Origin of the sequence: Frankia sp. AiPa1, from assembly GCF_023243075.1 — a bacterium.
In the GTDB taxonomy this organism is placed as follows: Bacteria; Actinomycetota; Actinomycetes; order Frankiales; family Frankiaceae; genus Frankia.
Genome location: NZ_JALKFZ020000126.1, coordinates 64,836 through 82,412 on the forward strand (window position 1 = coordinate 64,836; position 17,577 = coordinate 82,412).

General features: G+C 72.0%; 9 protein-coding genes and 1 tRNA gene. 8 read left to right on the forward strand and 2 right to left on the reverse strand.

Annotated elements, in window-relative coordinates; genetic code table 11:
• Positions 1–55: 55 nt before the first annotated feature.
• Both MXD95_RS12015 and MXD95_RS12020 read left to right on the forward strand, forming a co-directional pair.
• Positions 56–2,470, forward strand: a complete 2,415-nt coding sequence (locus MXD95_RS12015; protein WP_250640668.1) for a [protein-PII] uridylyltransferase — start codon at positions 56–58, stop codon at positions 2,468–2,470.
• A gap of 76 nt (positions 2,471–2,546) precedes the next feature.
• A tRNA-Ser gene (locus MXD95_RS12020) sits at positions 2,547–2,637 on the forward strand.
• A gap of 133 nt (positions 2,638–2,770) precedes the next feature.
• On the opposite strand, the gene MXD95_RS12025 is transcribed toward MXD95_RS12020, so the two are convergent.
• Complete coding sequence (locus MXD95_RS12025) at positions 2,771–3,619, reverse strand: helix-turn-helix transcriptional regulator (RefSeq protein ID WP_250640669.1); 849 nt, start codon at positions 3,617–3,619, stop codon at positions 2,771–2,773.
• Between the two features lie 150 nt (positions 3,620–3,769).
• On the opposite strand from MXD95_RS12025, the gene MXD95_RS12030 reads away from it, so the two are divergent.
• From MXD95_RS12030 to MXD95_RS12055, 5 genes are all read left to right on the forward strand, one after another.
• Positions 3,770–4,549 carry an NAD(P)H-dependent oxidoreductase gene (locus MXD95_RS12030; protein ID WP_250640670.1) on the forward strand — a complete coding sequence of 260 codons (780 nt, stop codon included), beginning with the start codon at positions 3,770–3,772 and terminating at the stop codon, positions 4,547–4,549.
• 249 nt (positions 4,550–4,798) lie between these two features.
• Complete coding sequence (locus tag MXD95_RS12035; protein ID WP_250640671.1) at positions 4,799–5,998, forward strand: diguanylate cyclase domain-containing protein; 1,200 nt, start codon at positions 4,799–4,801, stop codon at positions 5,996–5,998.
• A gap of 124 nt (positions 5,999–6,122) precedes the next feature.
• Positions 6,123–10,862 carry an FtsK/SpoIIIE domain-containing protein gene (locus tag MXD95_RS28500; protein WP_285223607.1) on the forward strand — a complete coding sequence of 1,580 codons (4,740 nt, stop codon included), beginning with the start codon at positions 6,123–6,125 and terminating at the stop codon, positions 10,860–10,862.
• Positions 10,831–11,046: a pyrophosphorylase gene (locus MXD95_RS12050; protein ID WP_250640672.1), complete on the forward strand. Its 216-nt coding sequence runs from the start codon at positions 10,831–10,833 to the stop codon at positions 11,044–11,046. Before MXD95_RS28500 ends, MXD95_RS12050 begins: the two co-directional genes overlap by 32 nt.
• Before the next feature lie 49 nt (positions 11,047–11,095).
• A complete protein-coding gene (locus MXD95_RS12055; protein WP_250640673.1) occupies positions 11,096–11,380 on the forward strand; it encodes a hypothetical protein in 285 nt (94 codons plus the stop codon).
• Between the two features lie 33 nt (positions 11,381–11,413).
• Here MXD95_RS12055 and MXD95_RS12060 read toward each other — a convergent pair whose 3' ends face one another.
• Positions 11,414–12,037: a hypothetical protein gene (locus tag MXD95_RS12060; RefSeq protein WP_250640674.1), complete on the reverse strand. Its 624-nt coding sequence runs from the start codon at positions 12,035–12,037 to the stop codon at positions 11,414–11,416.
• An 815-nt stretch (positions 12,038–12,852) separates the two neighbouring features.
• Between MXD95_RS12060 and MXD95_RS12065 the strand changes: the two genes are divergently transcribed.
• Complete coding sequence (locus tag MXD95_RS12065) at positions 12,853–17,565, forward strand: LysM peptidoglycan-binding domain-containing protein (RefSeq protein ID WP_250640675.1); 4,713 nt, start codon at positions 12,853–12,855, stop codon at positions 17,563–17,565.
• Positions 17,566–17,577 lie beyond the last annotated feature (12 nt).

Consider the following 17,577-nt stretch of genomic DNA (forward strand, 5'->3'; position numbering starts at 1 on the left):
CACCCACACCGGCTGGCCGCGCGGCGGGTGCGGAGGAGGGCGGAGGAGGACAGTCATGCGGGACCGCCTGGACATCCTGCGGGGACGGCACGATCCGCTGCCCGAGCAGACCGGCCCCGCGCTGCGCCGCCTGCTCACGGAGCTTGCCGACGGTGTGCTGACCGAACTGCTCGGCGACCCGGGCCCCGGCATCGCGCTCGTCGCCGTCGGCGGCTACGGGCGGTCCCAGCCCGCTTTCGGCAGCGATCTTGATCTTCTTCTCCTGCACGACGGCGCCCGTCGGCACGGCAGCGATCACCCGGCCGTCAGCGCGGTCGCCGACGCCCTCTGGTACCCGCTGTGGGACGCCGGGGTCGACCTCGATCACAGCGTCCGTACCGTCGACGAGGCCATCGTTGTCGCCGATGACGATCTCAAGGCGGCGCTCGGGTTGCTCGACGTCCGGCACATCGCCGGGGACGTCGAGCTTTCCCGGACCCTTGCTCGCCGGGCTCGCGACCGATGGCGGACCCGCGCTCCGAAACGGCTGCCGGAGCTCGCCGCCGCCGTGACCGAGCGCGCCAGGCAGCTCGGCGAGGTGGCCTTCCTGCTTGAGCCGGACCTCAAGGAGTCCCGCGGCGGGCTGCGCGACGTCGCCGCCCTGCACGCCCTCGCCGCCGCCTGGGTCGCCGAGGTCCCCTCCGCGCGCGTGCTGGCCGCCGCCGAGGTGCTCCTCGACGTCCGCGGGGAGATCCGCCGGATCAGCGCCGGGCGGGCCGAGGACCGGTTGCTGTTGCAGGACGGCAGCGCCCTCGCCGCCGCGCTCGGCTACCCGGACTCGATGGCGCTGGCCCACGCGGTGGCCGACGCCGGCCGATCCATCTCCTGGGCCTGGGACGCCACCTGGTATCGCACCGCGGCCGGTCTGCGCAGCACCTCACGCTGGCGCGGCCGCCGGCCGGTCCGCCGCCCGCTCGACGAAGGGGTGGTCGACCAGGACGGCGAGATCCAGCTCGCCCTGGACGTCGACCCGGCGCAGGACCCCGTCCTGGTCCTGCGGGTGGCCGCCGCCGCTGCCCGCACCGGCCTGCCGCTGGGCCGCTTCGCCGTCGACCGGCTGGCCCGCGAGGCCCCCCCGATGCCGACACCGTGGCCACCGGCCGCGCTCGACGCGCTCGTCGCGCTGCTGGCCACCGGGGAGGCCGCCATCGGCGTCCTGGAATCCCTCGATCAGGTGGACCTGCTGGTGCGGCTGCTGCCCGAGTGGGCCGCCGTGCGCAGCCGGCCGCAGCGCAACCCCTACCACCGGTTCACCGTCGATCGGCATCTGATGGAGACCGCGGCCCGCGCCGCTGCCTTCACCCGGGATGTCGACCGCCCCGACCTGCTCCTGCTCGGCGCGCTGTTGCACGACATCGGCAAGGGCTACCCCGGCGACCACACCGAGGCGGGCATCGGGCAGCTGCGTGTGATCGGCCCACGCCTCGGCCTGCCCCCGGCGGACGTCGAGGTGCTCGTCGCCATGGTCCGCCATCATCTTCTGCTCGGGGAGTCGGCCACCCGCCGGGACATCGACGATCTGGCGACGATCCAGGCCGTCGCCGCCGCGGCGGGCAGCGACCGGATCCTCACCCTGTTGCATCGCCTGACCGAGGCGGATTCCCGCGCCACCGGCCCCACCGCGTGGAACGCGTGGAAGGCGCGACTCATCGGCGATCTGGTCGCGCGGGCGCGGGCCGTGCTCGGTGGTGAGGGCGCGGTCTGTCCCCCACGGCTGGACGAGCGTCAGCGCGACCTGCTCGCGCTGACGTCGGAGCAGGTCGTCCAGGTCAACCGGCTGCCCGACGAGGGGATGTTCGAGGTCGTCGTGGTCACCGACGACCAGGTCGGACTGCTGGCGGTCACCGCCGGCGTGCTGGCGCTGAACCGGCTCGACATCCGCCGGGCCTCCGCACGCAGTGCGAGCGGGCGAGCATTGCTGCAGGCGGCGGTCGCCGCGCAGCACGGGCACCTGCCCGACCGGGAGAAGCTGCTCGCCGATCTGCGCGCCGCCCTCGCCGGATCCCTGGACATCGCCCGGCGGCTCGCCGACCGGGAACGCGACTACGCGGGCATCCGCCAGTGGACCACTCCCGGACCACCCCAGGCGAGCTTCGAGGATCTGGGCACGACCACCGTGCTGGAGGTGCGGGCACCCGACCGGGCCGGGGTGTTGTTCCGCATCGTGCGGGCGCTGTCCACTCTGCGCCTCGATGTCGGCACCGCCGTCGTCGCCACCCTCGGCCTGGACGTGGTGGACGCCTTCTACCTGCGCGAGGCGGACGGCGGCCCAGTGGCCGACCCGGACCGCCGCGCCGAGATCGCCCGGTCGGTACTGGGTGCCCTCAGTGAGGAGACCAGCGGGCCGGCCGGCACAGTGCCCAGCGCGGACCGCACGGACCCGTCGTCGTCGGGTGCGGCCCTGGCCGCGGGGGGCCGACCGGCGCTGTGATCCATCCCGCGCTCGACCCTCGGGACCCGGCCTGCCGGCACCGCCGGGCGAGACGCTATGATGAGCGAGCACGTTGGGAGGCTTCGCCTAGTCCGGTCTATGGCGCCGCACTGCTAATGCGGTTTGGGGCTTCAACCCCATCGAGGGTTCAAATCCCTCAGCCTCCGCCCTCGACCAGGCCTTTTGAACATTCGTTCGGGAGGCCAGGTCTTCACGTGAAGATCATAAAGTGCTTGAGATGGCACGTGGATGGCACCAAGGCAGCGGCGCGCAGGACGGCGAACGATCCGGACTCGCTCCTCACTCACGGACCTGAACGTGCGTGGGCGGACGCGTGTCACCGCGGTCCACGTCAAGGCGCGCGAGCAGGCGCAGGCCGTCGTCCGCGGGGCTGCCGGGAGCCGCGGTCAGCACCACCAGCTCCATGCCTGACTCGTTCGGGAGCACGAAGTTCTCCTGGTGCAGTTCCAGGAGTCCGACCAACGGGTGCCGGTACGCCTTGCGTCCATGGGTGCGGGCGCGCACGTCCGCGCGGGCCCAGAGCCGGCGGAAACGCTCGCTGCCCATCGCCAGTTCGCCGATGAGCGAGGCCAGCCGGGGGTCCTCGGAGTAGGTGCCGGCGGCCAGGCGCAGGTGCCCGACCACGTCGAGGGTGCAGGACTCCCAGTCCGCGTACAGGCCGTGCTCGGCCTCCTCGAGGAAGATGTGCCGGGCGGTGTTCAGGCCCGGTATCGGCCGGCCGTAGAGGAGTCCGGCCAACCGGTTCCCGGCGAGGACGTCCAGGCGGTGGTCCACGATCAGCGCGGGCGCGTCGACCACCAGGTCGAGGACGCGCAGCAGTTCCGGCCGGACCCGCCCGCCTGGCGCCTTCGCGTGACGGCGCCGCTGGCATGCGAGCCGGCTCAGGTGCCCACGTTCGGTCCCATCGAGGCCGAGGACGCGGGCGATCGCGTCGAGGACCTGGTCCGATGGCTGGGTCGCACGGCCCTGCTCCAGGCGTATGTAGTAGTCGACGCTGACTCCGGACAGGTGCGCGACCTCTTCACGGCGCAGCCCTTCGACCCGGCGGCGCCGGTCGACGGGGATGCCGACGGCGGCCGGGTCGACCCGGGCACGTCGGGTCCGCAGGAAGCCAGCAAGATCGTCCATACCTCCAGTATGGCCTCGGCGGCGCCGATGAAGGTGGTCCTGCCACTACCAGGAAGTCCCGTCCGACGGACAAAGGCACCTCTGACTGCCGGGCGCCGCGAAGCCGAGGATCAGAGGGAACCGAAAGGCGCCAGATCCGAAGGAGTTCCCGTGAAGACCCTGATCGTCTACGCCCACCCGGAGCCGACGTCGCTCAACAGCTCGTTGAAGGACCTCGCGGTGACCACCCTGGAGACCGCCGGGCACGAGGTACGGGTCAGCGATCTGTACGCCATGAACTGGAAGGCGGTCGTGGATGCCGCCGACTACGGCCTCGACACATCACGTCCGCTCAAGGTCGCCCTGGACTCGGGCCGGGCCTTCGACGCCGGGACGCTCACCCCGGACGTCCTCGCCGAGCAGGAGAAGCTGCGCTGGGCCGACACGATCATCTTTCAGTTCCCACTGTGGTGGTACACGATGCCCGCGATCCTCAAGGGCTGGGTGGACCGGGTATTCACCTTCCACTTCGCCTACGGCGTTGGCGAGCACAGTGCGACCAGGTATGGCGAGCGCTTCGGTGAAGGCACCCTCGCCGGCAGAAAGGCGCTGCTGTCGGTGACCGTCGGTGGCCCGCGGTCGCACTACGCCGCTCGCGGGATCAACGGACCCATCGACGATCTGCTGTTTCCGATCCAGCACGGCATCCTCTATTACCCGGGCATCGAGGTACTGCCGCCGTTCGTGCTGTACGGCACCGACCAGATGACCGACGAGGACTACACACACGTCGCCAGGGCCTGGCAGCAGCGCCTGCTCGCGGTGGAGTCAACCGAGCCGATCGCCTTTCGGCGGCAGAACTTCGGCGACTACGAGATTCCCTCGCTGCATCTGAAGGAGGGACTGGAGCCCACGGGCCGCTCGGGTTTCAGGCTGCACGTGCGCGACTGACGACCAGACCGACTCACGACGAAAACACAATATTCACGATACGACAACACCGGAACTCGGGGAAAAGCTATCTATTCACGCACGGCGACGGCTTCATCCATCGGTTAGCCCCATTCCCCACCCAAACCCCTCATGGAACGGGTTCTCCGGACACCATTCAATCAAGTCGCGACGATGCAGTGGGCGACGGGTCGAAGATGCGGACTGTCAGCGCCACCACGGTCCGGCAGCCGGAAGGATCCCAACCCGGTGATCAGCGATGATGTCGCAGCTGCCGTCCTCGACTCGCTCCCCACCCCGGTCGCTCTACTCGGACCGGATGGTTCGGTGGTCCGACTGAGCGAGGCCTGGCGGCGAAGCGCCGCCACCGGAGTCGCCCTCCTGCCGGTACGGCCCGGCATGAGTTGGCTGGCCGCCTGTGATCACGCCGCGGCGGACGCGGCAGCGCTCGCCACCGCACCCGCCACCGGGGATTCGCTCCGGTCGAACAGCGCTGACGCCGCCGGCCCGGACACGCCCGGGCTCCCGCTTTCCGGGCCCGGCGGGCACGGTCTCGGCGACCACGGTCGCGGCACCGATCCGGCCGCTCCGCTGCGCACGCTCGCGCTGCTGTCCCGGCAGATGATCGACCGGCGCAGAACCAGGGCTCGACTCGAGTTACCACACCCCGGGCCGGGCGGCCGTTGGCTCGACGTCCGGTTCCGGGCCCTCGTCCGCGGCGACGGAGTGATCGTCATCGTGGATGACGTGACTGACCGGCACCACCGTGAGAGCGATCTCCAACGCCAGGCCACCACCGATCCGGTGACGGGCCTGCCGAACCGGCACGCGCTTCTCGTCCGTGCGGCCGACCGGCTCCGACCGGGCCAAACCACCGGCGTCGTGGAATCGCCGGCGCGTGACTCACATCATCCGTCGGACACCCCCAGCTCATTCGCCTCGAATCCGGCCGAGCCGGCCGCGCTCTTTCTGGACATCGACGCATTCCGTCGCGTCAACCACTCCTTCGGATATTCGGTCGGCGATGCCACCCTGCATGCCGTAGCCCGGCGCTTTTCGAGCGTACTGGAATCCTCCGACATTCTCGGCCGATGGGACGGCGACGAGTTCGTCGTTCTCACCGGTCCCAGCACCGCGCCCACGGTGGCCGATCTCGCCGAGCGGCTCGCCGCGGCACTGGACGAACCGCTCGAGGTGCACGGCCATCGCATCCAGCTGTCGGTCAGCGTCGGCGTCGCGCGCGCACAGACAACGACCAGCACCTCGAGGTTCTCGCCGTCGGCAGCCGGCGCGCCGGCCAGGTCCGCACGGCACGTCACCACCCGGGGCGACGATCACGCACTGACACAGGACGCCAGGGTCCTGATCGCGCGGGCCGGCGAGGAGGTGACCCGGACCCGGGCCCGGCGACGGAACCGCCTCGATCGCGCGGATCGCACCGCCCCCTGACATATCTTTCTGTTCGCCGGTCCGCTCGAATTCGAATCCGCACTCGCGACCATTTTCTCGAGTTCATATACGCAGCGTCGCCCGCCCTGGCCGCAGACGCTTTTCCCCACGTAATCTCCGGCGTATGCAGGTCGCTTTTACCGCGCTCGACGCCCGCGACGGTCGTCAGATCGACCTTCTTCTGCGCGCCGATGCCCGCACAACTCTGGGCGAGCTCGCCCGCGTACTCGCGGAGGCGGTCCGGCCCGTCTCGTCGAGACCGAGGCGGCTGCCCGCAGATCCCAGCCTGACGCTCGCCGGGGCGTCCCGGTCACTCGACCCCGCGCTTCGTCTGGGTGATGCCCCACTGCGGGAGGGATCGCTGCTGCTCCTGGACGCGCCGCCGCACCGGCGAGCCTCAGCAGCCGGTCTGGTGGACCTGGAGGTGGCCGCCGGCGTCGGGGCCGGCGTCATCCACCCGCTGCCCGTCGGCGAGCATCGCGTCGGCATCACCTCGGCCGGTCTCGTCACGCTGCACGAACAGGCGGCGCAACCGCTGGTCCTCGTGCGGGTCGCTCCCGACGGACGTTGCGAAGTATTCCCACAGCGGTGGGCCCGGGTGACGGCCGCGGAGCGGGGCGCGAGCGCTGGCCGGCTCGTCGCCACGATCCACGCGCCTCTCTGCACCTTGCGTCTGCTCCACTCCGAGCGTCCGGACAGCCGATCCTCGCCGTGTCCCGGGGCTGCCGGGACGATCGACGTGCACCGGGCGCCCCGAATCCGGGTGCCGCACGAGGTGCGCAGCTTTCGGCTGCCCGCCCCGCCGGTACGACCGCGCCGGGCGCCGATCCCCTATGTCGCGTCGGTGCTCCCGCTGCTGGCCGCCGGCGCGGTGGCCATGGTGCTGGGCTCACTCACCCTGTTGGTGTTCGCCGCGCTCGGGCCGGTGAGCCTGGTGGCCTCCCTGGTCAGCTCCCGCCGCAGTGACCGCCGGGCCTACCGGAGAGACCATGAGGAACACCGACGGAGGCGGACGGAGGTCCACCTGGCGGCGCGGGCCGCGCTGCGCGCCGAGCGGGACCGGCGACATGGCGACCATCCCGGGCCCGCGGATCTGTTCACCACTGCCTGGCAACGGGATGAAGGGCTCTGGCGCCGTCGCCGCGAGGACCCGGACTATCTGCGCCTTCGGCTGGGCGTGGCCACCCAGCCCAGCGCGGTGGAGATCGTCGCCGCGGCACCAGGAGATCCTCCGAGGCGTCTACGCGCCGATCTGCCTGCCCTCATCGAGCTGGCAGCGGTGGGGGTCGTGGGGGTGGCCGCGGCAGCCCCGGTGGCCCGGGCGCTCGCATGCTGGCTGGTGGTGCAGGCCGCCATTCTGCACAGCCCGGCCGATCTGGCCATCTGGGTGCTGCTCGCCGACGAGGCCGACGCCGATGCGTGGTCCTGGATCCGCTGGCTGCCGCACTGTCGGCGGGTGGCCGGCGACGTGAGGGCCCTGCGGTTCGCGGCGGGGCGGGTGGCCGGCGCCGCCTGCGTGGCCGAGCTGCGTTCCCTGATAGACCAGCGCGGGGACCAGCCAGGAGGCCAGGTCGCCGCGAGTCCGGATGTCCTGGTTCTGCTCGACGGCACCCGGGATCTGCGTGCCATACCCGGGATCCGCACGCTGCTGAGCGCGGGGCCGGCCGCCGGGATCGCCCTGCTCTGCCTTGAACGGGACCGCCGCGGCCTTCCCGCGGAGTGCCGCGCCACGATCGAGCCGGAAGGCCGGCGACTGACCGTCCGTCATGATCAGGGCGCCACGATCGTCGGAGTGTTGCCCGATCTGGTCGGGCCGGTCGGCAGAGGTGCCGGCTCGTCGAGCCTCGCCGGCACGTCAGGACTGGCCGGCACGGTGCGCTGGTGCGAGTCGACGGCCCGGGCATTGGCGCCCCTGCGCGACACGGACGCGGACGAAACCGTCCTGCCGGCCATGGTGCGTCTGACCGCCCTGGCCGGCCTGGCGGAACCGTCGGCGGCGGCGATCCTGCGCCGCTGGACCTCGGCACGCGCCGACAACAACGCATCCGGGCGTCTGGTCCCCATCGGCATCGCGGGTGGCGGGACCTACGGACTGAGTCTCCCCGCGGACGGCCCGCACGGCCTCATCGCAGGAACGACGGGGGCCGGCAAATCCGAGCTGCTCCAGACGATCATCATGGCGCATGCGGTGACCTACCGGCCCGACGAGCTGGTGTTCGTGCTCGTCGACTACAAGGGCGGCAGCGCGTTCGCCGAGTGTGCCGCCCTGCCCCACTCCGTGGGCCTGGTGACCGATCTCGACCCGCATCTCGTTCGGCGTGCGCTGACCTCCTTGTCAGCCGAGTTACGGCGCCGCGAGGTGCTGCTGGCCCGCTTCGCCGCCAAGGACCTCGATGCCCTGGCCCGCCAGCCCGGCAGGCGAGAAGCGGGAGAGATCCCGCCCCGGCTGGTGCTGGTCGTCGACGAATTCGCCACGCTCGCCCGCGATCTACCCGACTTCGTGGCTGGTCTGGTCAGTCTCGCCCAGCGCGGTCGGTCGCTGGGCCTGCACCTGCTGCTGGCCACGCAGCGCCCTGGCGGAGTCGTCTCGCCCGAGATCCGGGCCAACACCAATCTGCGCATCGCCCTGCGGGTCACGGATGCCCATGAGAGCGAGGATGTGGTCGGCCGGCCCGACGCCGCCCTGATCAGCAGGGCAACGCCTGGTCGTGCGGTGGTGCGCACGGGACCGGGCGACGTGACCGTCGTCCAGACGGCCTGGGTCGGCGACGTGGCCGCCCGGCCCGGCCGCACTGGTGTTCGGGCGGGAGCCGGTCCGTCCGCGCCCGAAGCGGTCGCGCTGCCCTGGCCCTGGCGCACCGATATCGCCCCCTGGCCTGCCGGCCAGAATGTCGCAGATCGCACCGGCCGCACCCACCGAGGCAGCCCCGCCAGCCCCGCCTCCGATGACAGCCCTGCTGGCTCCCCCGGTTCGAGCAGCTCTGCCAGCACCGCCTCCCGGTCGAGGACAGCGTCCATCGACACCGATCTGACGATCCTCTGTCAGGCCGTGTGTCGCGCAGCCGCCCGTCTGCAGCTGCCTGCGCAGCCGAGCCCCTGGCTGCCGCCCCTGCCAGACCTGCTCGCTCTCCCACTGCCGCAGGCTGCTCGATGCGGTCGGCCCGATGCGGACCTGGCGATCCCGCCGGTACCCGTCGGTCTGGCTGACCTGTGCGACAAGCAGCTCCAACTGCCGTTCACGATCGATGTCGAGCAGGGCGGGCATCTGCTGATCGTGGGTGCGCCGCGCTCCGGCCGTTCGACGGCGCTGCGCAGCATCGCGGGCTCGATCGCAGACGCCCTGTCCGCCCGCGATGTTCACCTCTACGGCCTGGACTTCGGTGGTGGTGCGCTGATCGGGCTCACGGATCTTCCGCACACCGGCGCCCTGGTCGAGCGGGGCGATGTCGACCGGGTGGTTCGGCTGCTGAACCGGCTGGCAGAACTGGCCGGACAACGTCGCCGCCACTTCGCCGCCCGCGGCGTCTCGGACCTGCGCGAGGCGCGCCAAACCGATATGGCCACCGCCAGGCCGCCGTATCTGCTCGTGCTGATCGACGGGCTTGAGGGCTTCCTCGCCGACTTCGAGGACGTGGACGGCGGTGACACTGTCGATGTCCTGCTTCGGCTCCTACGCGAAGGGCCCGCGGCCGGAATCAGGGTGATCCTCTCCGCGGACCGCAGAGGCCTGACCGGCCGATTCGCGGCCCTGGTGGCCGAGCGCCTGGTCCTGCGGCTGGCGGATCCCACGGACGGCGCGCTCGCCGGGATCTCGGCAGCGGATATGCCGGAACATCAGCCGCCGGGTCGTGGGGTGGTCATCGGAGGGCGCTACCCCGATCCGGTCGAGGTCCAGGTGGGTCTGCTTGATCCAGATCCGGCCGGGCGGGCCCAGGTGGCCGCGTTGCGCGCGGTTGCGGGCCGCGCCCAGGTCCGCACTGGGCGGGATCCCAGCTGCCGGCCCTTCCGAGTCGAGCCCCTCCCCGAGCAGGTCGCGGTGGCCCAGCTGCGCGCGGCGCTGCGTGCTCGCCCAGCGCCGTCCGCCGGCATGCCCGCGGCGGCCCTACGGATACCTCTCGGGCTCGGCGGTGACGACCTCGAGGTGGTGGAGATCGATCTCAGCGCCGATCCCGGCTTCGTCGTCGGTGGCCCGCCGCGTTCCGGACGCAGCTCAGTACTGCTGGCCGTCGCTACTGCCCTGCTGGATCGCGAGGTGCCCCTGGTCATCGTGACCCCCAGACCGTCCCCACTGCGCGCTCTGAACGGCCGCCCCGGGGTATTGGTGCTGGCCGACGACGAGCTGAGTGATCTGGCCTGGCCACAGCCCGGCGCCCGTCCCCCGTGGGCCGGGCCACCTGGAACGCGGACGCCGGCGATTCTCGTCGACGATGCCGAACTGGTCGCGGAGCCGGCGGCCGGCGCGCTGGCAGAGCACTGGCGGCAGGCGCGCGGCAGCGGCGCGCCTCTCGTCCTGGCTGGATCGACCGAGGACCTGTTGCTCCAGTACCGGGGATTCGCCGTCGATGTTCGCCGCGACGGTCACGGGCTACTGCTCGCACCTCGGCGCGCAACCGACGGTGATCTGCTCGGCGTCCGGCTTCCCCGCGCCCCGGCTCCTTACAGCCCACCCGGGCGGGGCCTTCTTCTGCACCGGGGCCGCATGGTGCCCGTGCAGGTCGCCGGCCCGGTCACCGCGAACGTCGTCGGCTCATCCCACGCCCACCACGAAGGAATCCCCTATGCGGACAGTCACCACCCCGGCAGCGACGCAGGCCGCCTCCCGGATGAACCAGATGCTGCCCGGACTGCAACGAACGGCCACTGACCTGATCGGCCATGGCAGCACCCTGGCCGATCCCAGGAACTGGGAAGGGCCGAAGGCCCAGATCTTTCGGGGCCAGATCTGGCCGGAAGTACAGCGTGCGCTGACCGCCCTGCACACGAACCTCACCGAGCTCGCCCACGGCATCGCCGAGATCAACCGGCGAACCGCGGAAGCTGGAAGTTGATCATTCGGCCCGTTACCCGCCGGGCCACCACGAGAACCAGGGAGAATCCGTGACCTCGATCGACGTCACCGTCCGCAGCACCCCCGAAGCCGTCGCCGCCGTCTCCGATCTTGCCTCGATCGTCAACGGCCCACTGCTGAGTCACTTCGACGAGCTGCGCTCGATCGCCAGGACCCTCACCGACCCTGAGACCTGGGACGGCCGGGCGGCAACCGACTTCCGGACGAATGTCTGGCCGGGATACGAGCGCACGCTGACGGATCTGCACACCCAGCTTGACCAGTTGCGCACACGGCTCGCCGAGATTCAGAGCGAGATCCAGAACGCCGGATGAGTGGCACGACGACGGGTCAGGGCCCCGGCCCGCTCACCGGGGCCCGGCGGACACCAGCAGCCCGATCGCCCCCGCACGGCCAAGCTGCAGGCACTCCCGGTTGGTACGCAGCAGCGCCTCACCGACGTCCATCTGCACCAGCGACCAGCGCGAGCCGAGATCAAGGAGGTCATCGGTGGGGTGTCGCTGTGCGAAATGGACCGCCGCCGCGCGCCGGTCGGCGTCGGACAACAACGACGTCCACCCGCCCAGCGCGACCGAGATCCAGCGCCGGGTACCCGCGGCCCACCCACAGAGGTTCAGCCGCACCGCCAGCTCGCCGTGTGCCAGGCCCACCACGAACGGGCCCGGGGCCAACAGCAGCACCCGGGCACCGGCGGCGGCCGCCTGGTCCGCGCCGGACCGCAGAGCATCGGCCGGGACCGCGTCCGACGGCGGCTCCGCTTCCATCGGCACCGCCGCGCCGGCTACCGGATGAGCCGGGGAGACCCCGGAATTCAGCCAGGGAGCAGTGACGGAGTCGCTCGGTGCACTCGATGCACGGCGCACTGTCTCGGTCGTGAATCGCAGGCCGTACGCGACCCGGCCGTCCCAGCCAACCAGGCTGGCGTACGGCACGCTTGCGATCAAAGCCGTGGCCGCTTCGACCGCGCTCACGCCGTCGCTTCGCCGCTGCTCCGCCATCCAGGGCCTCCACTCGACCTACAGTTGAGCATCCACTTAGGTTTGCCTAACTTAACGAATGGGGCGGAGATGCGCCACCAATCCGTGATCACATCGAGCCAGGGAGCAGACCTGTCCCTGCGAGACGACACGCTTGCCGGGCACAGCCGAACGATGCCCGCCTTTCGCACCATCACCGACGGGCCACTACCCGCCACCTCCACGCCACCCCACCTGGAGATCCACCACAGTGAACCCACGGTGATCATCAAACGGCGTCCCCGCCGCGGCCGGGCGGCGCGGACCCGGGTGCCGGCGGGCTCCGACCTGACTGAAGCGTCAAACGCCCGATCACCCAGAGCAAGCACGTGCGGGAACATCCGGTGAATGCTCACCTCGTGGCCGCTTAACGTGCAGTAATGCCGCTATATCCGTCACCCCACGATGGTCGCTGCGCGACCGCACTGGTACGGTCACTGCGGGTTTGTCCGACTGGCGCCGGCTAACCCAGCCCGCGAGGAGGCCAGATGCCCGCCCAGCACCGCAGGCAGGGGGTGTCACGGACGCAGCGGATCAGCTGCCGCCGACACGCCGCGCCGCCCCGAACGGCAGGTGGCCGGAGCTCTCCGTGCCCATCAGAGGACCGATTCCAGCCGATCATCACTGGACGACGGGAGAACTCTCGTTTCGCACCGGATTCCCACCCGTCCGACCTAGCATGAGCGCCACCCGACGTGCCCCGCGGATCGACGACGACCCCCACCCGGCACACTTGTCCGCCCGGCCCTGTACCTGATCGGGGGCGATCCATGTCGACCGCATCGTTTCCCTCGCCGCCGCCGCCGATGCCGCCGCCGGGCAACGAGGGCTACCGGTCCCTTCCGCCAGGAACCGGACATGGCTCGCCGGCCGAGCTGGAGGTCCCGACCGGCCAGACCTGGACGGCCGAGCAGCCCGGGCAGAGTGTTCCGGCCGCGGGGGCCGTGCCGGCCCGGCGGGAGCTTCCGATCTCGCCCCCACCAGAGCGAGCCCGGGAAAAGCTGCACGCCGTGGCCGCTCTCGCGGCGATCGTCTTCGCCGTGGTGGGCATCCCGGTACTGCTCACGTTGCTGCTCGGCGCGCCCATCATGCACGGCGGCGGCTCCGGCGCCGTCACTCGGGCGATCTTTTCCCTACTGCTGTGGGCGGGATGGGCGCACTTCGTCGCGTGCTTGTTCGCGGAGTGGCGCGCCGAGGTGCGGGGCAGCGGGCTGGCCCCCCGCATCCCGTTCGGTGGCCCTCCGCAGGCAGGCGCCCGCCGCCTCGTGGTCACGGCCCTCCTGCTGTCGGGCACGACGGCGCTGGTTGTGCCGGTGACGTACAGCCAGGCCATCGGCGCACGACCGCGGGCGGCCGGCATCCCGGCGAACGCCGACGGCCCACCGGCAACCGGCACCCGGACGGCGGTCGGCGTCCCGGCGGCCAGCCGGCCGCAGCTTCCCGGCGCTTTCCCCGCAGACCTGCCGCCGGGTGCCGGCCCGACCGACCAGTACGCGGACCCCGAGGATGTCGCGGCGACCGTCCCCCGGCGGCCGGTCGACACCTGGGGACGCGACGCCGGCTTCACCCAGCCGGCGCGGTTCCCTGGATCGGCGCCGTTCCCCACCCCGACAGCAGCGACTCCCAGGTGGGCACAGCACCCCGGTCCGGCACAGCACCCCATGCCGGCACAGCACCCCGGTCCGGCACAGCACTCCATGCCGGCACAGCTCCCGCGCCCCTCGCAGCGGGGTCTGGCGGGCGGCGATGCGCCGGACGGTCGGCCTGATCACCCCAGGCCGGACCGTGAACTTCCCGCTCCACCGGGAGCGCAGGGCCACGGTGAGCGAAGCGGCCAGACGGACCACGATCAGCTCGGCGACGACATCGGTCCGCCTGAGGATCTCGAATTCGGCGGCTCCGGCTTCCCCGATCTCGGATCTGTCCATGCCAGTTCCGTCCCTGCTCGATCCACCTGGCCCAGGTCCGAGGACACCGACCCCGACACCGGGGCCCGTCCCTCCGACCGGCCGGAGCTGATCGGCCCGATCGTGGACGATCATCGCGGGATCGTACCGGCCGAGCGGGTGGTGAAGCTCTACGAGGTCCGTTCGGCCGAAGGACGCCATCACGACACGTTGTGGGGCATCGCCGAGCGATTCCTCGGCGACGGGCTGCGGTACCGCGAGATCTTCGACCTCAACGAGGGTCGCACCCAGCCGGACGGCCGCACGCTGTCCAAGCCGTCGCTCATCCACGCCGGCTGGGTCCTGCTGCTCCCGGCCGATGCCCAGGGTGACGGGCTGCGAATCCTGCGCCTGTCGGAGGCCACGGCCGGCTGGTCCACGGCCATCAAGGACGTGGACGAGGACGGTGACGGAGACCTCCTGAACGATGACCTGGACGGGGATGCGCACGGCGTCGTCGGCACCGGGCGGGACGACCATCACGATCCGAACGGTCCAGGTAGCGACCGATTCACCACGGACCATCCGGGCGGCGAAGACTTCGTGCCGGTGCCGGCACTGCCGGCCGAGCCGTCCGACGAGGACGAATCGGGTATGCCGGAATCGGCGGCGACGGAGGGCGGGCTGGAATCCGGGCCGCGGGCGTTCGCATCGTCAGACCGCTTCGATCCGCCGGCGCCGGCCGCCGCGTCCCTCGTACCCGCGCGCGGCTTCGCCGGCATCGCCACGGCTGGTCTGCTCGCCGCCGGGGTTCTCGCCGCGCTGGGCCGGCATCGCTCCGTCGCGGGCAACGACGCGTCCTCAGCCGGCGCCGCACATGAGGCACTGGTGCTGGCTGCGGACGTCGACACCGCCCATTTCGTCGACCAGGCGCTGCGTGCCCTGGCTGTCGGGCTCACCGCGCAACGTCGTCTACTCCCCCCCGTCTATGCGGCGATCCTCACCGACGAGACGTTGATCCTGCACATGGCGCCGCCCGAGGCCAACCCGCCCCCCGCACCGTGGCTCGCGGGAGAGGTTCCCGGCTCGTGGCGGATCGACCGCGGCGCCGGCCTGTTCGACGATCCCGATCTGCCCACCGACGCTGCCCTGGCCGCCGACCAGGTGCCCGCCCCCTACCCGGCCCTGGTCAGCTTCGGGCACGACGACTCCGGCTCCCGCATCCTGGTGGACCTCGAGGGCGCGCCCGGTGTCATCAGCCTGCTCGGCGACCGGGCCGCCGCAGTGCAGGTGGCGATGACGATCGCACTGGAGCTCGCGACCAACGTCTGGTCCGATGACCTGCGGGTCTGCCTCATCGGGTTCCCCCCTGATACCGCGTTCGAGGGCCTGCTGGCCATTGCCCCCGAGCGGCTGTGGACGGCGCCCAGCGTGGCGCACGCGCTGGACGAACTGTCGGGACCCGACGACGAGGAGGCGGTCACGCATCTCGGCGACACGGACTTCCCACTGGAAGCGGGGCAGCGCATCCCGGGCAACCCGGAGGCGCTCGCACCTGACCTGTTGATCATAGCCGAGCCGGTGGATGCGGCCGGTTCCGAACGGCTGAGCCGGATGGCGCGGGGACGTCGGCACGCCATCGGGGTCCTCACGATCGGCGATCTTCCGATCGCACAGTGGCGGTTCACGGTGCAGGCGAACCGCCGGATGTCGCTGGGTGTTCTCGGCGTCGAGGTCTGGGCGCAGGCCCTCGGACCGGACGAGTACACCGCGGTAGCCGGCCTGTTCCAGCCAGCCAGCCAGGACCAGGCGGCCAGCCGGCGCCCGGCGGCACTGGCACCAGGCCCGGGTCCAGCGGCGCTCAACCCGCCACCGGACCCGGCAGCACCGGACCCGGCAGCTCGGGACGAGATCACCCGGCCACCTGCGCTGGGATCGGTGCCGGGCGCGGTTCCGTGGATGCCGCCCCCACTCGCCGGCCCGCCGTTCGCCGGACCGGTCCCCACCGGACCGATCTCTACCGAACCGATCTCCACCGGACCGGCGTCCGCGTTGGATCCGACCAGCGCCGCCCTGGCCGGGTTCGACGTTGACGAGACCCGTCCACCGGCCGCCGGCCAGCGGCACCCGGCAGTTCCTCCGCCGTCCCCGGCCGAGCCGTCCCGCGGCGATCCTCCGACGCGGTCGCACACCAATGGTGAGAATGTCGATGCCCCGGCCGGCCGGCCGGCGCCGCTGTTCCGTCCCGGTGATCCGCTGATTCGACCCACGGACATTCCCCGGGTCCCGCCGGTGCTCTACTACGAGACCCCTCGGATGCGGGCGAGCCGGGATGTCGATCGCGCACCTGTCCCGCCAGCCGGGCCGTCCGCGGCCGCTCCCGTGGTGGATGGACCTCCTGAGATCGGCCCGCCACCCGAGCAGCGAGTCCCCACCGCGCCGCCGGTCACGCCACCCCGGCGTCCACCCATCCCACCTCCCGGTGAGATGCCCAACGGTCAGCAGGTCTCCGCAACGCCACCGCGTCCGCCGGGCGAGACGACCGGCCCGGCGTCGCAGGCCCAGCCGGGTCGGCCCAGGCCCGGCGCGCCCTACTCGGACGGCGAGACCACGGCCCCGGCCCACCCCACGCCGACCGTCGCGGCGCCCGCGGCGGGACTGTCCACCCCCGTGCCGGCCCCGCCCGCGCTGCCGCCGGCCGGTACGCCGGCTCCGGGAGCGGCCGTACCGGCCGCGGGACCTCCTCCTCCGCCTCCTCCGCCGCCGCCGGCAGGCACGCCCGCGGGCGGGCGGGCGGCCCCACTCGCGGCCGAGGAGCCACCGGCCACGGGAGAGGCCCAGGTACGGATCCTCGGCGCACCGACCGTGGAGGCCCCGGGCCGACCGCCGGTCGTGGACACGGAACTGCTCACAGAGATCATCATCTATCTCGCCCTGCACCGCGAGGGCGCGCACGAGCGCACCCTCGCCGAGGAGATCTGGTTCGCCGATGCCGGTCCGGTCGCCGACGGTGTCGTCTCGGCCGTGCTGGCCCGCGCCGGACAGTGGCTGGGGGTCGACGCGGCCGGCGGTCCGCGGCTGGCCGCGGACCTGCAGGGCCGCTGGCGGCTGAGCCCCGACGTGCGCTGCGACTGGGAGCTGTTCGTCGCCTACACCCATCGGGCTGACCTGCCCGGCAGCGACACCGAGGCCGACCTGACCACGGCACTGCGCATGGTGAGCGGTCCGCTGTGGACAGGCCTTCCCGACCAGCGATACAGGTGGGCGACGACCAGTGCGATCGCGCGCAGTACGCGGGCCGGGGTCGTCGACGTCGCGCATCGCCTGGCTGGGCTCACGCTTGATTTCGGCGACACCATGACGGCGATGGCCGCCTGCCGCACGGGGCTGCGCGCGGTGCCGGCAGCGCAGGTGCTGTGGCGGGATCTTCTGCGCACCGTGGCCACCCGCGGTGACCGAAGGACCTTGGAGGCGGTGGTCACCGAGATGTACCGGACGATCAGCGCCGACGGGTCCCGTCGCGGCGGACGGGCCGAGGCTGAGACGGACGCGCTGGTCCAGACACTGCTTCCCGGATACCGCCGGACCCGGCGCTGACCCGGCCGGCAG